The sequence below is a fragment of the Rhodococcus sp. GQ147 genome (assembly GCF_059759155.1).
On record NZ_JCAXDU010000031.1, the window covers coordinates 29,704 to 44,449 of the forward strand.

The window sequence follows — 14,746 nt, forward strand, 5'->3', positions numbered from 1 at the left end:
CGCCGCACGGGGAAACCGTGCGGCGCAGTGTGCGGAGGCAGAACCTGCGGCGTGTCGAGGTAGTACCTCAGGCGTCGCGGCGGTTGACCACCACGAGTGAGGCCGCGAACACCAGGAACGAGAAGGCCGCGAAGTACAGGAGCGATCCCCATGGACCCCAGTGGAATTCGATTCCCTGCCCGATACCCAGGAAGTTGTTCGCGTTCGCGAACGGCAGGAACGGCTGGATCTCGCGGCCCACCGAACCGAACAGCGCGAACAACGACTCGAGCAGCAGCGGCCACAGCATCAGCAGCGCGATCGTGCCGGCCGACTGCCGCAACAGCGTGCCCACACCGACCGCGAGGAAGACGCACAGGAACGCGTAGATCGCGGTGCCGTAGACCGCGCGCCACGCCGTGCCGCCGCTGAGGACGAGTTCGCGACCTGCGTCGGGCCCGGCCAGTGCCTTCGCGAGGTAGAAGGCACCGAACGAGACCGCGAGTGTCAGCACCGCGCCCAGCACACCGATGAGCAGGGCCTTCATCGTCAGGAGCAGGGTGCGGTTCGGGGTGGCCTGGAAGGTCGTGCGGATGACCCCGAAACGGTATTCGCTGGTGACCGACAGTGCCGCGAGGATCATGAGCACCAGCACACCGAAGCCAGTGACGCCGCTGACCGCGACGTCCACGGTCGGATAGAACCGTCCCAGTTCGTCGTCCATCCCGGCCGACGCGCGGGAGACCGACCCGAGGATCGCGGCCAGACCCAGGCCGAGGGCGACGATGACGAGGGTGCACCACAGCGGTGACTGCACCGACGTGAGCTTGATCCGTTCGGCCCGCAGTGTGTCGAGCGCCGTACTCATCACAGTCCACCCTTCATGACGTCGTCGACTCCGGATCCGTGGTATTCGACCTCGCCACCGGTGAGTTTCATGAACGCTTCCTCGAGCGACGCGTTGCGTCCCGCGAGTTCGTGCAGCACGATCGACCGGGTCGCAGCGAGTTCGCCGATCTCCGCCGCCGGAGCGCCCGAGACGTGCAGGGCACCGTCGTCCTCCCGCACGGTGTGCCCGCGTTCGGTGAGCGCGGTGCGCAGCTCGTCGAGTTGCGGGCTGCGCACGACGACGAACGAGTCGGACGCGCGGTCGACGAACGCCTTCACCGAGGTGTCGGCGATGAGCCGTCCACGGCCGATGACGATGAGATGTTCGGCGGTCTGCGCCATCTCCGAGAGCAGGTGGCTGGACACGAGCACCGTGCGGCCTTCCGCGGCGAGCGCCTGCATGAACCTCCGGATCCACACGATGCCCTCGGGGTCGAGGCCGTTGACCGGTTCGTCGAACAGCAGCACGCGCGGGTTGCCGAGCAGTGCGGCGGCGAGACCGAGTCGCTGCGACATGCCGAGCGAGAAGCCGCCGGCGCGCTTGCCCGCGACCTCCGTCAGTCCCACTTGGCGCAGAACCTCGTCGACACGCGAGGCGGGCAGACCGTTCGACGCGGCCAGCCAGGCGAGATGCGACCGCGCCGACCGGTTGGGATGCACCCACTTCGCGTCGAGCAACGCCCCGACGGTGGTGAGCGGCCGTGTCAGCTCGCTGTACGGCTTCCCTTCGATCAGTGCGGTTCCCGAGGTCGGCCGGTCCAGCCCCAGGATCATGCGCATCGTGGTGGACTTCCCCGCGCCGTTGGGGCCGAGGAAGCCGGTGACGATGCCGGGACGGACCGTGAACGTCAGGTCGTCGACCGCGGTCGTGGACCCGAAGGTCTTGGTCAAGCCGGTCACTTCGATCATGCGCACCACCCTACGTGCGGCTCCGGCGAGCGCATCCGATCACACTCCCCGGAGCCGCACGCGGTGCGTCAGGGGACGAAGACCTCGGTGGTGACCGGGATGCTCGGTCGCTCGGTACGCATCGTCAGGGCGACGCGGCCGGGCCCGGGGAACACGTGCATGACCAACGGCCGGGTGCTCGTGTGGAAGGCCGGCACGAAGCGGGTCTCCGTACCGCGGGCACCGGTGTCGAGGTTGTGCCAGTCGAAAGCGACGGTGACGTCGCAGTTCAGGATGCTCGGCGTCCACTCGCCGAGAAGCGAGTAGCCCTGCGTGATCCGCAGTTCGATCCCGTGGGTGGCACCCGGCGCCGAGGAGTACTCGTAGAGCGGGCCGTCGAAGGCGGTTCCACCGGCGCGCACGATGCCGGCGCAGATGCCGTCGCCCAATGTCAGCACGGGTGGCGTGGACAACTCCGTCGTCGCGCACGACCTCGGTCCGGTGTTCGACCAGCCCATCTGACACGGTTCCTGGGCGCCCGCGACACCCGGCGCCGCGACGGCGACGACAGTGCCCATGAGCCCGGCAGCGGCGGCAGCGAAAATTCTGTGTGCAACTGTCATGCCCGGGGATCGTACAGACCGATCGGTAACCCGTCGCGTGACAATCGGAAACCCCTGAACACCAAGGTGCTCAGGGGTTTCCCGTACCGGTCACGGCTCCATCGGCGAAGATGCCTGGGCCCAGAAGCGTTTCGGGATCCGGCCGGCGTGCCGGGCACGGAATCCCGCTTCGACGGCGTGACGCATCGCCGACGCCATCAGCGCCGGATCCTTCGCGCGGGTGACGGCGGTCGCGAGCAGCACGGCGTCGCAACCGAGTTCCATCGCGAGCGCCGCGTCGGAGGCGGTTCCGATTCCCGCGTCGAGGATCACCGGCACACCCGCAGCCTCGACGATCATCTCGATGTGGTGCGGGTTCGAGATACCGAGGCCGGTCCCGATCGGCGAGCCGAGCGGCATCACCGCGGCACAACCGACGTCCTCGAGGCGCCGCGCGAGGACGGGATCGTCGGTCGTGTACGGCAGGACGACGAAGCCGTCGTCGACGAGTTGTTCGGCCGCGGAGACGAGTTCGATGGCGTCGGGCAGCAGCGTCCGTTCGTCGGCGATGACCTCGAGTTTCACCCAGTCGGTCTCCAGCGCCTCCCGCCCGAGCTGCGCGGTCAGCACGGCTTCCTTCGCGCCGCGGCACCCGGCAGTGTTCGGCAGCGGTTCGATGCCGAGGCGGCGCAGCAGGTCGAGGACACCGGTTCCGGAGGCCGCGTCGACGCGGCGCATCGCGACGGTGGTCAGTTCGGTGCCCGACGCGACGAGTGCCTCCTCGAGCACGGCCAGGTTCGCCGCGCCACCGGTGCCGGTGATCAGCCGCGACCCGAAGGTGCGGCCGGCGATGGTCAGCTGCGGCAGGTCGGCGCCGGGATCGTGTGTGTCAGCCACCCTGGACCGCCGTGAGGATCTCGATGCTCGCTCCGCGTGTGACCGGCTCCGACCAGCGGCCGCGCGGGCACACGACACCGTCGACGGCGACCGCGATGCCCTTCTCGGGCAGACCGAGCTCGTTCAGCAGTTGTGACACGGTCGGGGCCGCGTCGTAGTACTTGTCCTCACCGTTGACGGTGATGCCCACGGACACGTTCGTCATCCCACACTCGCTTCCGTAATTCGTCCAGGACAGGCGTACTGCGCGTCGGCCAGCGACCGCCCACCGAGTTCGGCGAGCACCGCGTCGACGGTGAGCGGCGTGAGCAGCACACCGTTGCGGCCGTGGCCGGTCGCGGCGACGACACGATCGGAGAGCCGGCCGATCAGCGGCAGGTTGTCGGGGGTCATCGGGCGCAGGCCCGCGCTCGCCTCGAACAGTTCGTACTCGCCGAGCGCAGGAAAGATCTTCTCGGCGTCGGCGATCAGATCGCGCACCCCGGCCACCGTGACCTGTGTGTCGGACGCCTCGTACTGTGTGGCGCCCACGACGAGGCCGTCGTGGCGGGGCACCAGATAGGCGGGGCGTCCGTGGACACTCGCGCGCACGGTGCGCTGCGGCGGCGGAGTCGCGCCCGGCCGCACCCGCAGGCGCAGGATCTCGCCCTTGACCGGACGGACCGGAAGGCCCGGCCACAGTCGCGCCGACGCCGAGCCGGCGGCGAGCACCACCTGATCGTCGGGAAGGTCGGCGAGATCGTGGACGGCGGCGTCGGAGAAACGCACCCCGGCCGCGGTGGCCGCGACGCGCAGGGCGTCGACGAGCGTACGGTTGTCGACCGACGACTCGGTGGGGGCGAGGAGTCCGAGACGGACCTTCGGACCGAGGGACGGCTCGAACTCCCGGATCTCGGCGCGGGAGAGCAGCCGCATCTCGTGCCCCTGCTCCCCCACCCATTCGGCGACGGTCCGCAGGTCGGCCGCATCGGCCGCATCGAGCGCGACGGTCAGGGACGCCTGGGCGGTGAACACATCGACGCCGGTCTCCGTGCGCAGCGCCTCCGCGAAGCCGGGCCAGCGTTCGAGGGAGGCCGCTCCCAGGGACAGGACGTGGTCCTCACCGGGCCAGCCCTCGGACAGCGGTGCCAGCATTCCTCCGGCCACCCACGAGGCTCCGCTACCAGGATTCGGGTCGTGCACGGTCACGACGTGTCCCGCGCGGGCCGCGCGCCATGCGATCGACAGCCCGATCACTCCGCCACCCACGACGGCCACAGTTGCCATTGGTCCACCTCACTCCCTGCGCCGGCATGATCCGGGTCAGGTCATAACGGTCGGGGCCGGCAGGCCCCCTCTCAGCCCCGCGAACCTCGGGACTCCCGTGTCGTCACTTTCTGCTTAGAGGCTACCGTCTTGGTCGTGACCACCTATCGCGGCAACCATCCCGACCCGCGCGGCCGCCTCGCGACCGCCCGGTTGTATCTGTGCACCGACGCTCGCCGGGACACCGGCGACCTCGCACGGTTCGTCGAGGAGGCCCTCGCCGGTGGGGTCGACATCGTCCAGTTGCGCGACAAGGACTCGGCCGGCGAGAAGAAGTTCGGACGCCTCGAGGCACGCGAGGAACTCGCCGCCCTCGAGATCATCGGCGAGGCGTGTGCACGCCACGGTGCGCTCCTGGCCGTGAACGACCGCGCCGACATCGCGCTCGCGTCGGGCGCCGACATCCTGCATCTCGGTCAGGGCGACCTGCCGGTGCGGCACGCGCGGCAGATCCTCGGCGACGAGATCGTCATCGGCCGCTCGACGTCGAGCCGCGCGCAGGCTGCGCTCGCCGACATCGAGGAGGGCGTCGACTACTTCGCATCCGGGCCGGTGTGGGACACACCGACCAAGCCGGGACGGACCGCAGCGGGGCTGGAGGTGACGCGCGAGGTCACGCAGTCGCAGCCGGCACGGCCGTGGTTCGCGATCGGCGGCATCGATCTCGAGCGACTCCCCGAGGTGCTCGACGCCGGTGCCACGCGGGTCGCGGTGGTCCGGGCGATCACGAAGGCATCCGATCCGCGGGCAGCCGCGGCGGCGCTGAAGGCCGCACTCCCGACCTGAGGCGTTACAGCCAGCCCAGCACGGCCGAGGGCGACATCGCGATCGTGCCCTCGGGCAACCGTGCGCGCAGACCGCGATCCGCGGTGACCACGACCGTCACACCGGGGTCGACCACGGCCGTCGTGGTGGAGGCCAGCCGGGTCAGTTCGTCGTCGCCGCTGCCGTCCGCGCTGTGCACCGGGATCCGGACGTCGTCGATCGTCGCGTCGCGGGCATGCCCTTCGAGGACCGCTTCGACGCGGGGGACCCAGCCGAACGTCCCGTCGGGAATTTCGACGGTGCGGGGCAGGACCGCGGCGAGGTCGGCGAGCAGTGCGCTCGTCGCGCCGGGGCGGTCGCGCCACCATCCGGTGGGGCCGCTCGCTCCGAGCACGTTCGCGGTGTCGAGCAGCATGCGTACCGGTGAGGTGCGCAGCGACGGCCACGCCTCGGCGAAGCCGCTGTGCAGCGGCATCGCCTCGACCTCCGGTTCGGGCACCCAGCGCAGTTCGGTGCTCTCCTGGTTGAGACTGGTCACGAGAGTTTCGGTGGCGTCGGCGACGACGGTGGTGTAGGTCCATCCGCCCGCGAGACCGGACGTGACGCGTTCGGCGCGTACCGTCACGGCCGCGACATCGATGCCGGCCTCCTCGTGGGCCTCCCGCACGGCGGCGTCGACGGTGCTCTCGTGCGAGTCGCGCGCTCCACCGGGAAGTGCCCACGTCCCGCCCTGGTGCGACCATGCCGCCCGATGCTGCAGGAGAACCGCGGGGCGACCGTCCGCGAGCGGAGCGCGCAGCAGCAGACCTGCGGCGCCGTGCCGTCCCCAGCGCTTCTCGCCGTCCGGTCCGACCGCCCAGCCGTCACCGTCTCCACGCATTGCGTCCGCCTCTCCGACCCGCCCTCGCCCGGACCTGTGCCCGGTACCGGATCCCCGCCGTCCGTGGACGGCAACAATACCGCCGGGCTGCTTATATGCTCCCCTCAGACCGCTCGACACGAGGAAGGGAGTGCCCGGTGGACGTACGGATCACCCCTCCCTTCGCTCCTGTCGAGAGCCACATCCGCGACGACGCCGATACGGACACTCCGGACGCCCGGTTCGACGACGCTCGTGCCCTGCTCCGGTCCACGCCGGTCCGGTTGGTGGTCCTCGGGGTGGTGCTCACCGTGCTGCTCGTCGCCTCGGCAGCGGTCTCCGCAACGATGGTGTCCGGCAGGCAGGCCACCCACGATCGTCTCCTCGCGTCCATCGAGCCGCTCGCCAGCGCGGCCCAGAATCTCTACAGCGCGCTGTCGGTGGCCGACGCCGCCGCCGTGACGGGCTTCATCTCGGGCGGACTCGAACCGGAGGCGGTGCGCAGTCGCTACATCCGGGCGACCAACGAGGCCGCGGAATATCTCGTCATCGCGGCGACCGGCCTGACCGATGCCGACCGCGAGACCGCGCACAACCTGACGGAGATCGGGCGGCTGCTGCCCGTCTACACGGGTCTCATCGAGACGGCTCGCACCAACAACCGCACCGGGCATCCGGTCGGCGCCGCATATCTCGGCGAGGCCTCGCACCTGATGCAGACCGAACTGCTCCCCGCCGCGCAGGAACTGCACACGCGCGGCGTCGCCGCGGTCGAGGACACCCAGCGCGACGCGGTGCGACCGCCCTGGCTCGCGATCGGATTGCTCCTCGTCACGGTCGCTGCCCTGTGCGTGGCGCACGCCGTCGTGAGCCGCCGCAGTCGTCGCACCCTCAATCCCGGAATCCTCGTCGCGATCGGCGCGACCGGCGCGCTGCTGTGCTGGTTGCTCGTCGCGGGCCTGGCCTCGTCGAGTGCCACCGAACGCGCCATCGAGCGCGGTGCGGCACCGCTCGCCGATCTCACCGAGGGCCGGATCCTCGCCCAGCAGTCGCGTACCGCCGAGACCCTGCTGATCGCCCGGCGCGACACGACCGGCGCGTACGACGACACCTTCGAGACCAACATGGCGCGGCTCGGCGACATCCTCGACGAGTACGGTCGCGATTCCGCCCTCGAGGCGGGCGCCGAGGCAGTGGAGACCGCCCGGTCGGCGCACGACGCATGGATCAACTCGCATGCACGCATGGTCGACGCCCTCGTCCGCGGCGACTACGCAGCGGCCTCGGTCCTCGCGGTCGGTGCAGGTCCCGGCGAGTCCACCGCCCGGTTCGTCGCTCTCGATGCGGCCCTGACGGAAGGAATCGACGACACCCGCACCGAACTGCGCGACAACGAGTTCCGCGCCTCCCGCACCCTCGCCGGCCTCGCACCGATGTCGGTGGTGCTGCTGACGGTGGCGCTGGTCGGCGTGTGGGTCGGTCTCCGGCCCCGGTTGAAGGAGTACCAGTGAGAGAGCGCGTTCTCGTCGCGGGCCTGTGCGTCGTCGCCGCACTCGCCGGCGGGTGCGCGACCGACCCCCCACCGCGCGCCCCCGGCCTCCAAGGGACGACGACCTCTCTCCCGCTTCCCGAGAACGCGCGGATGCTCGAGTCGTCGGTGGCCACACCGCCCGCCCCCGACTGCGGCGATCCCACCGCCTCGCTTCCCCCGGATCCGAACGCCACCGGACCTGCGATCGATCGGATCCGCACGCGCGGCCGGCTGATCGTCGGCCTCGACACCGGCAGCAACCTCATGAGCTACCGCGACACCGCGACCGGGCGCATCACCGGTTTCGACGTCGACATCGCACGTGAGCTCGCCCGCGACCTCCTGGGCGATCCCGACCTCGTCGACTACCGCATCCTGTCGTCGGCCGAGCGCGAGAAGGCGCTGCAGGACTCCACCGTCGACATCGTCGCGAAGACCATGAGCATCACGTGCGCCCGACGCGAGAAGGTCGACTTCTCCACCGAGTACTTCCGAGCCCAGCAGCGCGTGCTCGTCGTCCGGGGATCCGGCATCCGCTCCGCCGCCGATCTCGCCGGCCGGCGCGTGTGCATCGTCGAGGGCACCACCTCGCTGCTCCGGATGCGAGAAGTGCAGCCGTCGGCGTCGATCCTCACCGTGCCGTCGTGGGCCGACTGCCTCGTCGTCCTCCAGCAACAGCAGGTCGACGCCGTGAGCACCGACGACACGATCCTCGCCGGACTCGCCTCACAGGACCCCTATCTCGAACTCGTCGGCCCCTCCCTGGGATCGGAGCCGTACGGAATCGGAATCCGGCTGGGCAGCGACGAGCTCGTACGCTTCGTCAACGCCACCCTCGAACGGATCCGCTCCGACGGGACGTGGACGGCGCTGTACGAGAAGTACCTGCGGGTGCTCGGTCCCACTCCGTCACCCCCGACACCGAACTACCGGAAGTGACGGCCATGTCCGACGAACCCGAACCGGCCGATACCCCGTCGGCCGATTCCGGCCCCGCCACCGAACCGGCAGTGAACTCCGGGCCCGCCACCGAGCGGGCAGTGAACTCTGTGCCCGCCACCGAACGGGCAGTGAACTCCGGGCCCGCCACTAGGCGCGCAGCGGATTCCGGGCCCGCGACCGAGCCGTCGACCAGCGACTCGGGACCGGCCACCGCGCGGGCGGCCGGGGATGCCGGACCTGCCACCGAACGCGGCCCCGTCCCCGCCACGCGGCCCGACTCCACCCAGCGCTCGTCGATCTGGTCCGGCTCGTCCTCCCAGCGTTCGTCCTCCCAACGTTCGTCGAACCGCCGCATCCGGCCGCGCGGAACCCAGCGTCGCCGCATCGCCGGCCTCGTCGACGTGCCGGTCCCCACCACGAAGGATCCGGTCGACGCCGTCCTCCGCGATCCTCACGTCTCCGAAGGCAAGAGGTTCTGCGCGAAGTGCGGACAACCGGTGGGACGCAGCACCCCGTCGGGGCCGGGTCCCACAGAAGGTGATTGCCCCCAGTGCGGAACACATTTCCAGTTCACTCCGGCCCTGCACCGCGGGGACCTCGTCGCCGGGCAGTACGAGGTGCAGGGTTGTCTCGCCCACGGCGGACTGGGATGGATCTACCTCGCGATCGACCGCAACGTGAGCGACCGCTGGGTAGTGCTGAAGGGCCTGCTGCAGAGTGGCGACGCCGAGGCCCAGGCGGTCGCGGTGGCCGAACGCCAGTTCCTGGCCGAGGTCAGCCATCCGAGCATCGTGCAGATCTACAACTTCGTCGAGCACCCCTCACCCGACGGCACCCCGATGGGATACATCGTCATGGAGTACCTGGGTGGTCACACCCTGCGTACCGTGCTCGACAACTATCCCCCACCGAACCGCATCCCCGTCGAACAGGCCATCGCATACATGCTCGAAGTGCTACCGGCACTGCAGTATCTGCACGACATCGGACTGGTCTACAACGACCTCAAGCCCGAGAACATCATGGTCACCGACGAGCAGATCGAACTCATCGACCTCGGCGCCGTCTCCGCGATCGAGGGATACGGCTATCTGTACGGGACGCCGGGATATCAAGCACCCGAGATCGTCCGGACCGGGCCGACGGTCGCGAGCGACATCTACACGGTCGGACGCACACTCGCGGTGCTCACCCTCGACATGCCCTCGGACAAAGGCCGTTACCGCGACGGTCTGCCCACCCCCGAGCAGGCTCCCCTGCTCGACGAGTTCGACTCCTTCCACCGCCTGCTCCTGCGGGCCACGAACCCCGATCCGCAGCAGCGCTTCTCGTCCGCCGACGAATTGCACGGACAGCTCACCGGTGTGCTGCGCGAGATCCTGTCGAAGAAACTCGGCACCGAACACCCCGGACTGTCCCGGCTGTTCAGCCCGCCCCGCACGACCTTCGGCACCGACGAGGCACTCGTCCCCACCGACGTGTACGCCGACGGGATCGAGCGCGACCCCAAACTGCGGGGCCAGGATGTCGCGGCGGCACTGCCCGTCCCCCTGCTCGACCCCAACGATCCGAGTGCCGCGCTCCTCGCCGCCGCGGTGCACAGCGAACCGCAGCAGACCCTCGACTCGCTCCGGCACGCGCGCGAGAACGGGGTCGGGCGGGTCGTCGGAGCATCCGACGTGTCGTTCTCCAAGGAGATCACCCTCGCCGAGGTCCGCGCCCATCTCGATCTCGGGCAGGTCGACAGCGCGGTGGAGATCCTCACCCGCCTCGAGCGCGAGTTCGGCGACGACTGGCGCATGGACTGGTACGCCGGCATCGCCGAACTGCTGCAGGACGACTACGAGGCAGCGTTCGCCCGGTTCGACAAGGTGCTGCACGCGCTTCCGGGTGAGATCGCCCCGAAGATCGCACTCGGGGCCACCGCCGAACTGACGCTGCAGCATTGGGAGAGCGACGACCCCGACGCGTGGCGACGCTTCTGCGAGCAGTCCTACCGGGTCGTGTGGCGCACCGATCACGCCGTCGTCAGCGCGGCCTTCGGGTTGGCACGCCAGCTCACCGCCCGCGACGAAATCCGCGCCGCCGTGGACGTGCTCGACGAGGTCCCCACGACCTCCCGGCACCACAGTGCCGCGACCATGACCGCCGCGCTGATCCTGTTACGAGGCGGTCGCGTCGAGGAGATCTCCGAGGCGGATCTGCGCGAGGCCGCGCACCGGATCGCGTCGCTGCCTCCCGACGAGGGTCGCGCCCTGCAGATGCGCGCACTGGTCCTTGGGACAGCGCTCGAATGGGTGCGCAGTGGACGGGCATCGAGTCGCGAGTACGACCGCATCCTCGACGTACCGTTCACCGAGAAGGGACTACGCCTGGGCACCGAGGCGGCGCTGCGGCAATTGGCGCGCAACGCCCCTTCCCGCACACACCGCTACACCCTCGTCGACCTCGCGAACGCGATCCGGCCGCGCAGTTTGACCTGATCAGAAGTCAGCGCCGGGCGAACTGCACGGCCGCGCGGGCGATGGCGAGTTCCTCGTTCGTGGGGATCACGAGCACCTCCACCTGCGACGAGTCGGCCGAGATCCGGCGTTCCCCGTCGTCGTCGGCAGTGTTGCGCGCATCGTCGACGACGATGCCGAGCCGGTCGAGGCCGGAGAGGCTGTCGCGCCGGACGTCGACGTTGTTCTCCCCCACCCCACCGGTGAACACGATCGCGTCGACGCCGCCGAGCTCGAAGGTGTAGGCGCCCACGTACTTCCGGATGCGATGCACGTAGACTTCGTACGCGAGTCGCGCGTCCTCGTCGCCCTCGCCGACGAGCTTCAGCAGAGCCCGGAAGTCGTTGACACCCGACAGCCCCTTCAGGCCCGAATGCCGGTTGAGCAGGTCGTCGATGGCGTCGACCTTCAACCCGGCCGCTCGGTTGAGGTGCATGACGACACCCGGATCGATGTCGCCGCTGCGCGTGCCCATGACGAGACCCTCGAGCGGGGTCAGTCCCATCGAGGTGTCGATCGGGCTCCCACCTGCGACCGCCGACGCCGACGCACCGTTACCCAGATGGAGCACAACCAGATTCAGGTCCGCGATGTCGCGTCCGAGGAACTCCGCGGCACGCCCCGACACGTATTCGTGTGAAGTACCGTGGAATCCGTACCGCCGGATGTCGTGCTTGTGGGCGATGTCGCGGTCGATCGCATAGGTCGCCGCGTGCGGCGGAAGACCGTGGAAGAAGGCGGTGTCGAAGACACCCACATGGGGGATGTCGGGCAGTTCCTCCCGCGCGACCTCCATTCCCACGACGTTCGCCGGATTGTGGAGGGGCGCAAGGATCGACAATTCGTCGACGGCGCGGACCACGTCGTCGTCGATCAGGGTCGGTTCGTAGAAGACCTTGCCGCCGTGCACGAGTCGGTGTCCGACGGCGACGATGCCCACCTCGTGCAGCGGACGGCCCAGCCCTTCGAGCATCTCCAGTACCGCACGCAGTCCGGTCCGGTGGTCGGCGATGGCGTCGTTGCGTTCGTCCGCCCCCGCCGTGTGGTGGAAGACGATCCGGCCCTCCGGTTCCCCGATCCGCTCGATCAGTCCGTGCGCCAGCGACTTTCCGCTCTCCGGTTCGATCAGCTGGAACTTGATCGACGACGATCCGGAGTTGAGGACCAGGACGGTGCCTGCGGTGACCGGGTTCGGGCTGCTCACGCGTCTTCCTCCTGCGCCTGGATCGCGGTGATGGCGATGGTGTTGACGATGTCCTGGATCAGGGCGCCCCGCGAGAGGTCGTTGACCGGCTTGTTCAGGCCTTGCAGGACGGGTCCGACGGCGACGGCACCGGCGCTGCGCTGCACGGCCTTGTAGGTGTTGTTGCCGGTGTTCAGGTCCGGGAAGATGAACACCGTGGCGCGTCCGGCGACGTCGGAGTCGGGCAGCTTCGCGCTCGCGACCGTCGGTTCGATCGCCGCGTCGTATTGGATCGGACCTTCCACCAGCAGGTCGGGTCGCCGCTCCCGGACCAACGTCGTGGCCGAGCGGACCTTGTCGACGTCGGCACCCGAACCGGATTCGCCGGTGGAGTACGACAGCATCGCGACCCTCGGGTCGATGCCGAACCGGGCGGCGGTCGCGGCGGACGAAATCGCGATGTCGGCGAGCTGGTCGGCGGTCGGGTCGGGGACGACGGCGCAGTCGCCGTACGCGAGGACACGGTCGGCGAGGCACATCAGGAAGATGCTCGACACCGTGGAGACGCCCGGTTCGGTCTTGATGATCTCGAGGGCGGGGCGGATCGTGTGGGCGGTGGTGTGGGCCGCGCCCGAAACCATGCCGTCGGCCAGTCCCAGGTGCACCATCATCGTGCCGAAATATGAGATGTCGCGCATGATCTCGCGTGCACGTTCGACGGTCATGCCTTTGTGGGCACGCAGCCGCGCGTACTCCTCCGCGAACCGGTCGGCGTGCTCGGAAGTGCGCGGGTCGAGGATCTGCGCCTGCGACAGGTCCACCCCGAGTTCCGACGCCCGCTGGCGGACGGCTGCCTCGTCGCCGAGGATCGTCAGCTTCGCGATGCCACGCTGGAGCACGCGTCCGGCGGCTCGAAGGATGCGGTCGTCCTCGCCCTCGGGTAACACGATGTGCCGCTGCTGGGCCCGCGCGCGGTCGATGAGCTGGTATTCGAACATCTGCGGGGTGGTCACGGACGGTCGCGGCAGTCGCAACCGGTCGAGCAGAGAACGGGAATCGACGTGTCGTTCCATGAGCGCGAGTGCCGTGTCGATCTTGCGCTGTGCGCCGAGGGCCATGCGGCCTCGGGTGCGGTCGGCAGCCGAGGCGGTGTCGAAGGTGCCGAGTTCGGTGGTGAGTATCGGCAGCGACGGCTTCAAGGCCGTGACGAGCTGCGCGATCATCGGGTGCGGCAGTAGGCCCCCGTTCATGATGATGCCGGCGAGCGTCGGGAATCCTTCGGCGGCATTGGCGTTGACCAGCGCGAGGATGACGTCGGAGCGGTCGGCGGGAGCGATGACGACGACGCCGTCGGTGAGCCGCTCGAGAATCCGTTCGGCGGTCATGCCACCGACCATGATCCGCAGCGCTTCCCGCTGCAGCAGGTCGGGGTCACCGCTGTAGAGCTCGCCTCCGATCGCGGTCTGCAGCTCGGCCATCGTCGGCGCGACCAGTGCGGGCACCTCCGGGAGCGTCCACACCGGTTCGGTGCGGTCGCCGAGAGCCCGGGCGATCTCGTCGAGTGCATGGGGGTCGCAGCGGTTCACCACCACCGCGCCGAGATGCGCGTGCTGTCCCGCGAGCTCGTTCGCACACACACCGGCGAGCTGGGCGATCTCCGAGGGCGTGCGGCGGGAACCGCGCAGGACGAGCAGTACCGGGGCGTCGAGGTTCGCCGCGATGCGGGCGTTGTACGACAGTTCGCTGGGGTTGGCGATCTCGGTGTAGTCGCTGCCGACGATGACGACGGCGTCGCAGCGGTCCGCCACCGCGTGGTACTTGCCGACGATGTCGCTGAGCGCGGCGTCCGGGTCGTCGTGGACGTCGTCGTAGGTGACGCCGATGCAGTCCTCGTAGGCGAGGTCGACGGTGGTGTGTTCGAGCAACAGTTCGAGGATGTAGTCGATGTCGCTGTCGGAGCGCGCGATGGGACGGAAGACACCGACGCGGGCGGTGGACGCGCACAGCGTCTGCAGCACGCCCAGGGCGACCGTCGACTTCCCGGTGTCCCCTTCCGGAGCTGCGATGTAGATGCTCGAGACGGACCCTGCAGCAGCACTCATGGATTCCACCCTAACTGCAAACTTTGCTCCGTCCCGCGTACCCGCGCACACGCCCGGCCGGAGGTGTCCGGCCGGGCATGGGAGTCGCGGGATGTCAGGACTGGGTCTGCAGCACGCGCGGGGTGTCGGGCTGCTCGGTGCCGCTCCTACTCAGCGGAGAAGCGGCACCTTGCGGGGTCGGACGTCAGGTGAGTGCGCGCAGGCGCGGGGCGAGGTCGCGCTCGAACAACTCCAGGAACCGCTTCTGATCATGACCCGGCGCGTGGAACACCAGATGATTCAACCCCGCCTCGACATACGCCCT

Annotated in this window: 13 protein-coding genes, 1 pseudogene and 1 riboswitch; of the genes and pseudogenes, 4 read left to right on the plus strand and 10 right to left on the minus strand. The window is 69.4% G+C overall.

The features are described from left to right. Nucleotides 1–67: 67 nt before the first annotated feature. From AC6CID_RS23910 to thiO, 6 genes are all read right to left on the minus strand, one after another. Nucleotides 68–847: an ABC transporter permease gene (locus tag AC6CID_RS23910; protein WP_033096179.1), complete on the minus strand. Its 780-nt coding sequence runs from the start codon at nt 845–847 to the stop codon at nt 68–70. After that, nucleotides 847–1,776, minus strand: coding sequence for an ABC transporter ATP-binding protein (locus AC6CID_RS23915; RefSeq protein ID WP_006553653.1), 930 nt, complete (start codon nt 1,774–1,776; stop codon nt 847–849). Before AC6CID_RS23915 ends, AC6CID_RS23910 begins: the two co-directional genes overlap by 1 nt. 68 nt (nt 1,777–1,844) lie before the next feature. Further along, a complete protein-coding gene (locus tag AC6CID_RS23920) occupies nt 1,845–2,378 on the minus strand; it encodes a hypothetical protein (RefSeq protein ID WP_232333373.1) in 534 nt (177 codons plus the stop codon). Between the two features lie 90 nt (nt 2,379–2,468). After that, nucleotides 2,469–3,254, minus strand: a complete 786-nt coding sequence (locus AC6CID_RS23925) for a thiazole synthase (RefSeq protein ID WP_006553655.1) — start codon at nt 3,252–3,254, stop codon at nt 2,469–2,471. Next, the gene (gene thiS, locus AC6CID_RS23930) at nt 3,247–3,459 is read right to left on the minus strand and encodes a sulfur carrier protein ThiS (RefSeq protein WP_006553656.1); all 213 of its coding nucleotides are present in this window, start codon (nt 3,457–3,459) and stop codon (nt 3,247–3,249) included. Before thiS ends, AC6CID_RS23925 begins: the two co-directional genes overlap by 8 nt. Next, nucleotides 3,456–4,520, minus strand: a complete 1,065-nt coding sequence (thiO, locus tag AC6CID_RS23935; RefSeq protein WP_498354594.1) for a glycine oxidase ThiO — start codon at nt 4,518–4,520, stop codon at nt 3,456–3,458. Before thiO ends, thiS begins: the two co-directional genes overlap by 4 nt. Beyond that, nucleotides 4,517–4,629, minus strand: a riboswitch (TPP riboswitch). Its footprint overlaps the gene before it by 4 nt. Before the next feature lie 26 nt (nt 4,630–4,655). Here thiO and thiE point away from each other — a divergent pair. Beyond that, the gene (thiE, locus tag AC6CID_RS23940; protein WP_033096181.1) at nt 4,656–5,345 is read left to right on the plus strand and encodes a thiamine phosphate synthase; all 690 of its coding nucleotides are present in this window, start codon (nt 4,656–4,658) and stop codon (nt 5,343–5,345) included. A gap of 4 nt (nt 5,346–5,349) precedes the next feature. Here thiE and AC6CID_RS23945 read toward each other — a convergent pair whose 3' ends face one another. Next, complete coding sequence (locus AC6CID_RS23945) at nt 5,350–6,204, minus strand: NUDIX hydrolase (protein WP_121208842.1); 855 nt, start codon at nt 6,202–6,204, stop codon at nt 5,350–5,352. A 137-nt stretch (nt 6,205–6,341) separates the two neighbouring features. Between AC6CID_RS23945 and AC6CID_RS23950 the strand changes: the two genes are divergently transcribed. The 3 genes from AC6CID_RS23950 to AC6CID_RS23960 are packed head-to-tail and all read left to right on the plus strand — an operon-like array spanning nt 6,342 to nt 11,139. After that, nucleotides 6,342–7,694, plus strand: a complete 1,353-nt coding sequence (locus AC6CID_RS23950) for a GlnX family signal transduction membrane protein (RefSeq protein ID WP_019291100.1) — start codon at nt 6,342–6,344, stop codon at nt 7,692–7,694. After that, on the plus strand, nt 7,691–8,653 hold the full coding sequence (locus tag AC6CID_RS23955; RefSeq protein ID WP_019291099.1) for a glutamate ABC transporter substrate-binding protein: 963 nt from the start codon (nt 7,691–7,693) through the stop codon (nt 8,651–8,653). The genes AC6CID_RS23950 and AC6CID_RS23955 overlap by 4 nt, the downstream gene beginning before the upstream one ends. A 5-nt stretch (nt 8,654–8,658) precedes the next feature. After that, nucleotides 8,659–11,139, plus strand: a complete 2,481-nt coding sequence (locus AC6CID_RS23960) for a serine/threonine-protein kinase (protein ID WP_498354595.1) — start codon at nt 8,659–8,661, stop codon at nt 11,137–11,139. A 7-nt stretch (nt 11,140–11,146) separates the two neighbouring features. On the opposite strand, the gene AC6CID_RS23965 is transcribed toward AC6CID_RS23960, so the two are convergent. The 3 genes and pseudogenes from AC6CID_RS23965 to AC6CID_RS23975 all read right to left on the minus strand — a co-directional run. Beyond that, entirely contained in the window at nt 11,147–12,361 is a 1,215-nt protein-coding gene (locus AC6CID_RS23965) for an acetate/propionate family kinase (protein ID WP_006553664.1), read from the minus strand. Next, nucleotides 12,358–14,442 carry a phosphate acetyltransferase gene (gene pta / locus AC6CID_RS23970; protein ID WP_024101824.1) on the minus strand — a complete coding sequence of 695 codons (2,085 nt, stop codon included), beginning with the start codon at nt 14,440–14,442 and terminating at the stop codon, nt 12,358–12,360. Before pta ends, AC6CID_RS23965 begins: the two co-directional genes overlap by 4 nt. Nucleotides 14,443–14,626: 184 nt before the next feature. Next, a pseudogene (locus AC6CID_RS23975) lies at nt 14,627–14,746 on the minus strand (glucose-6-phosphate dehydrogenase (coenzyme-F420)); the annotation flags it as partial.

Coding starts and splice junctions, on each gene's coding strand:
- AC6CID_RS23910 (WP_033096179.1), bottom strand. CDS start 847: ATGAGTACGGCGCTCGACACACTGCGGGCCGAACGGATCAAGCTCACG.
- AC6CID_RS23915 (WP_006553653.1), bottom strand. CDS start 1,776: ATGATCGAAGTGACCGGCTTGACCAAGACCTTCGGGTCCACGACCGCG.
- AC6CID_RS23920 (WP_232333373.1), bottom strand. CDS start 2,378: ATGACAGTTGCACACAGAATTTTCGCTGCCGCCGCTGCCGGGCTCATG.
- thiS (WP_006553656.1), bottom strand. CDS start 3,459: ATGACGAACGTGTCCGTGGGCATCACCGTCAACGGTGAGGACAAGTAC.
- thiO (WP_498354594.1), bottom strand. CDS start 4,520: ATGGCAACTGTGGCCGTCGTGGGTGGCGGAGTGATCGGGCTGTCGATC.
- AC6CID_RS23945 (WP_121208842.1), bottom strand. CDS start 6,204: ATGCGTGGAGACGGTGACGGCTGGGCGGTCGGACCGGACGGCGAGAAG.
- AC6CID_RS23960 (WP_498354595.1), top strand. CDS start 8,659: ATGTCCGACGAACCCGAACCGGCCGATACCCCGTCGGCCGATTCCGGC.
- pta (WP_024101824.1), bottom strand. CDS start 14,442: ATGAGTGCTGCTGCAGGGTCCGTCTCGAGCATCTACATCGCAGCTCCG.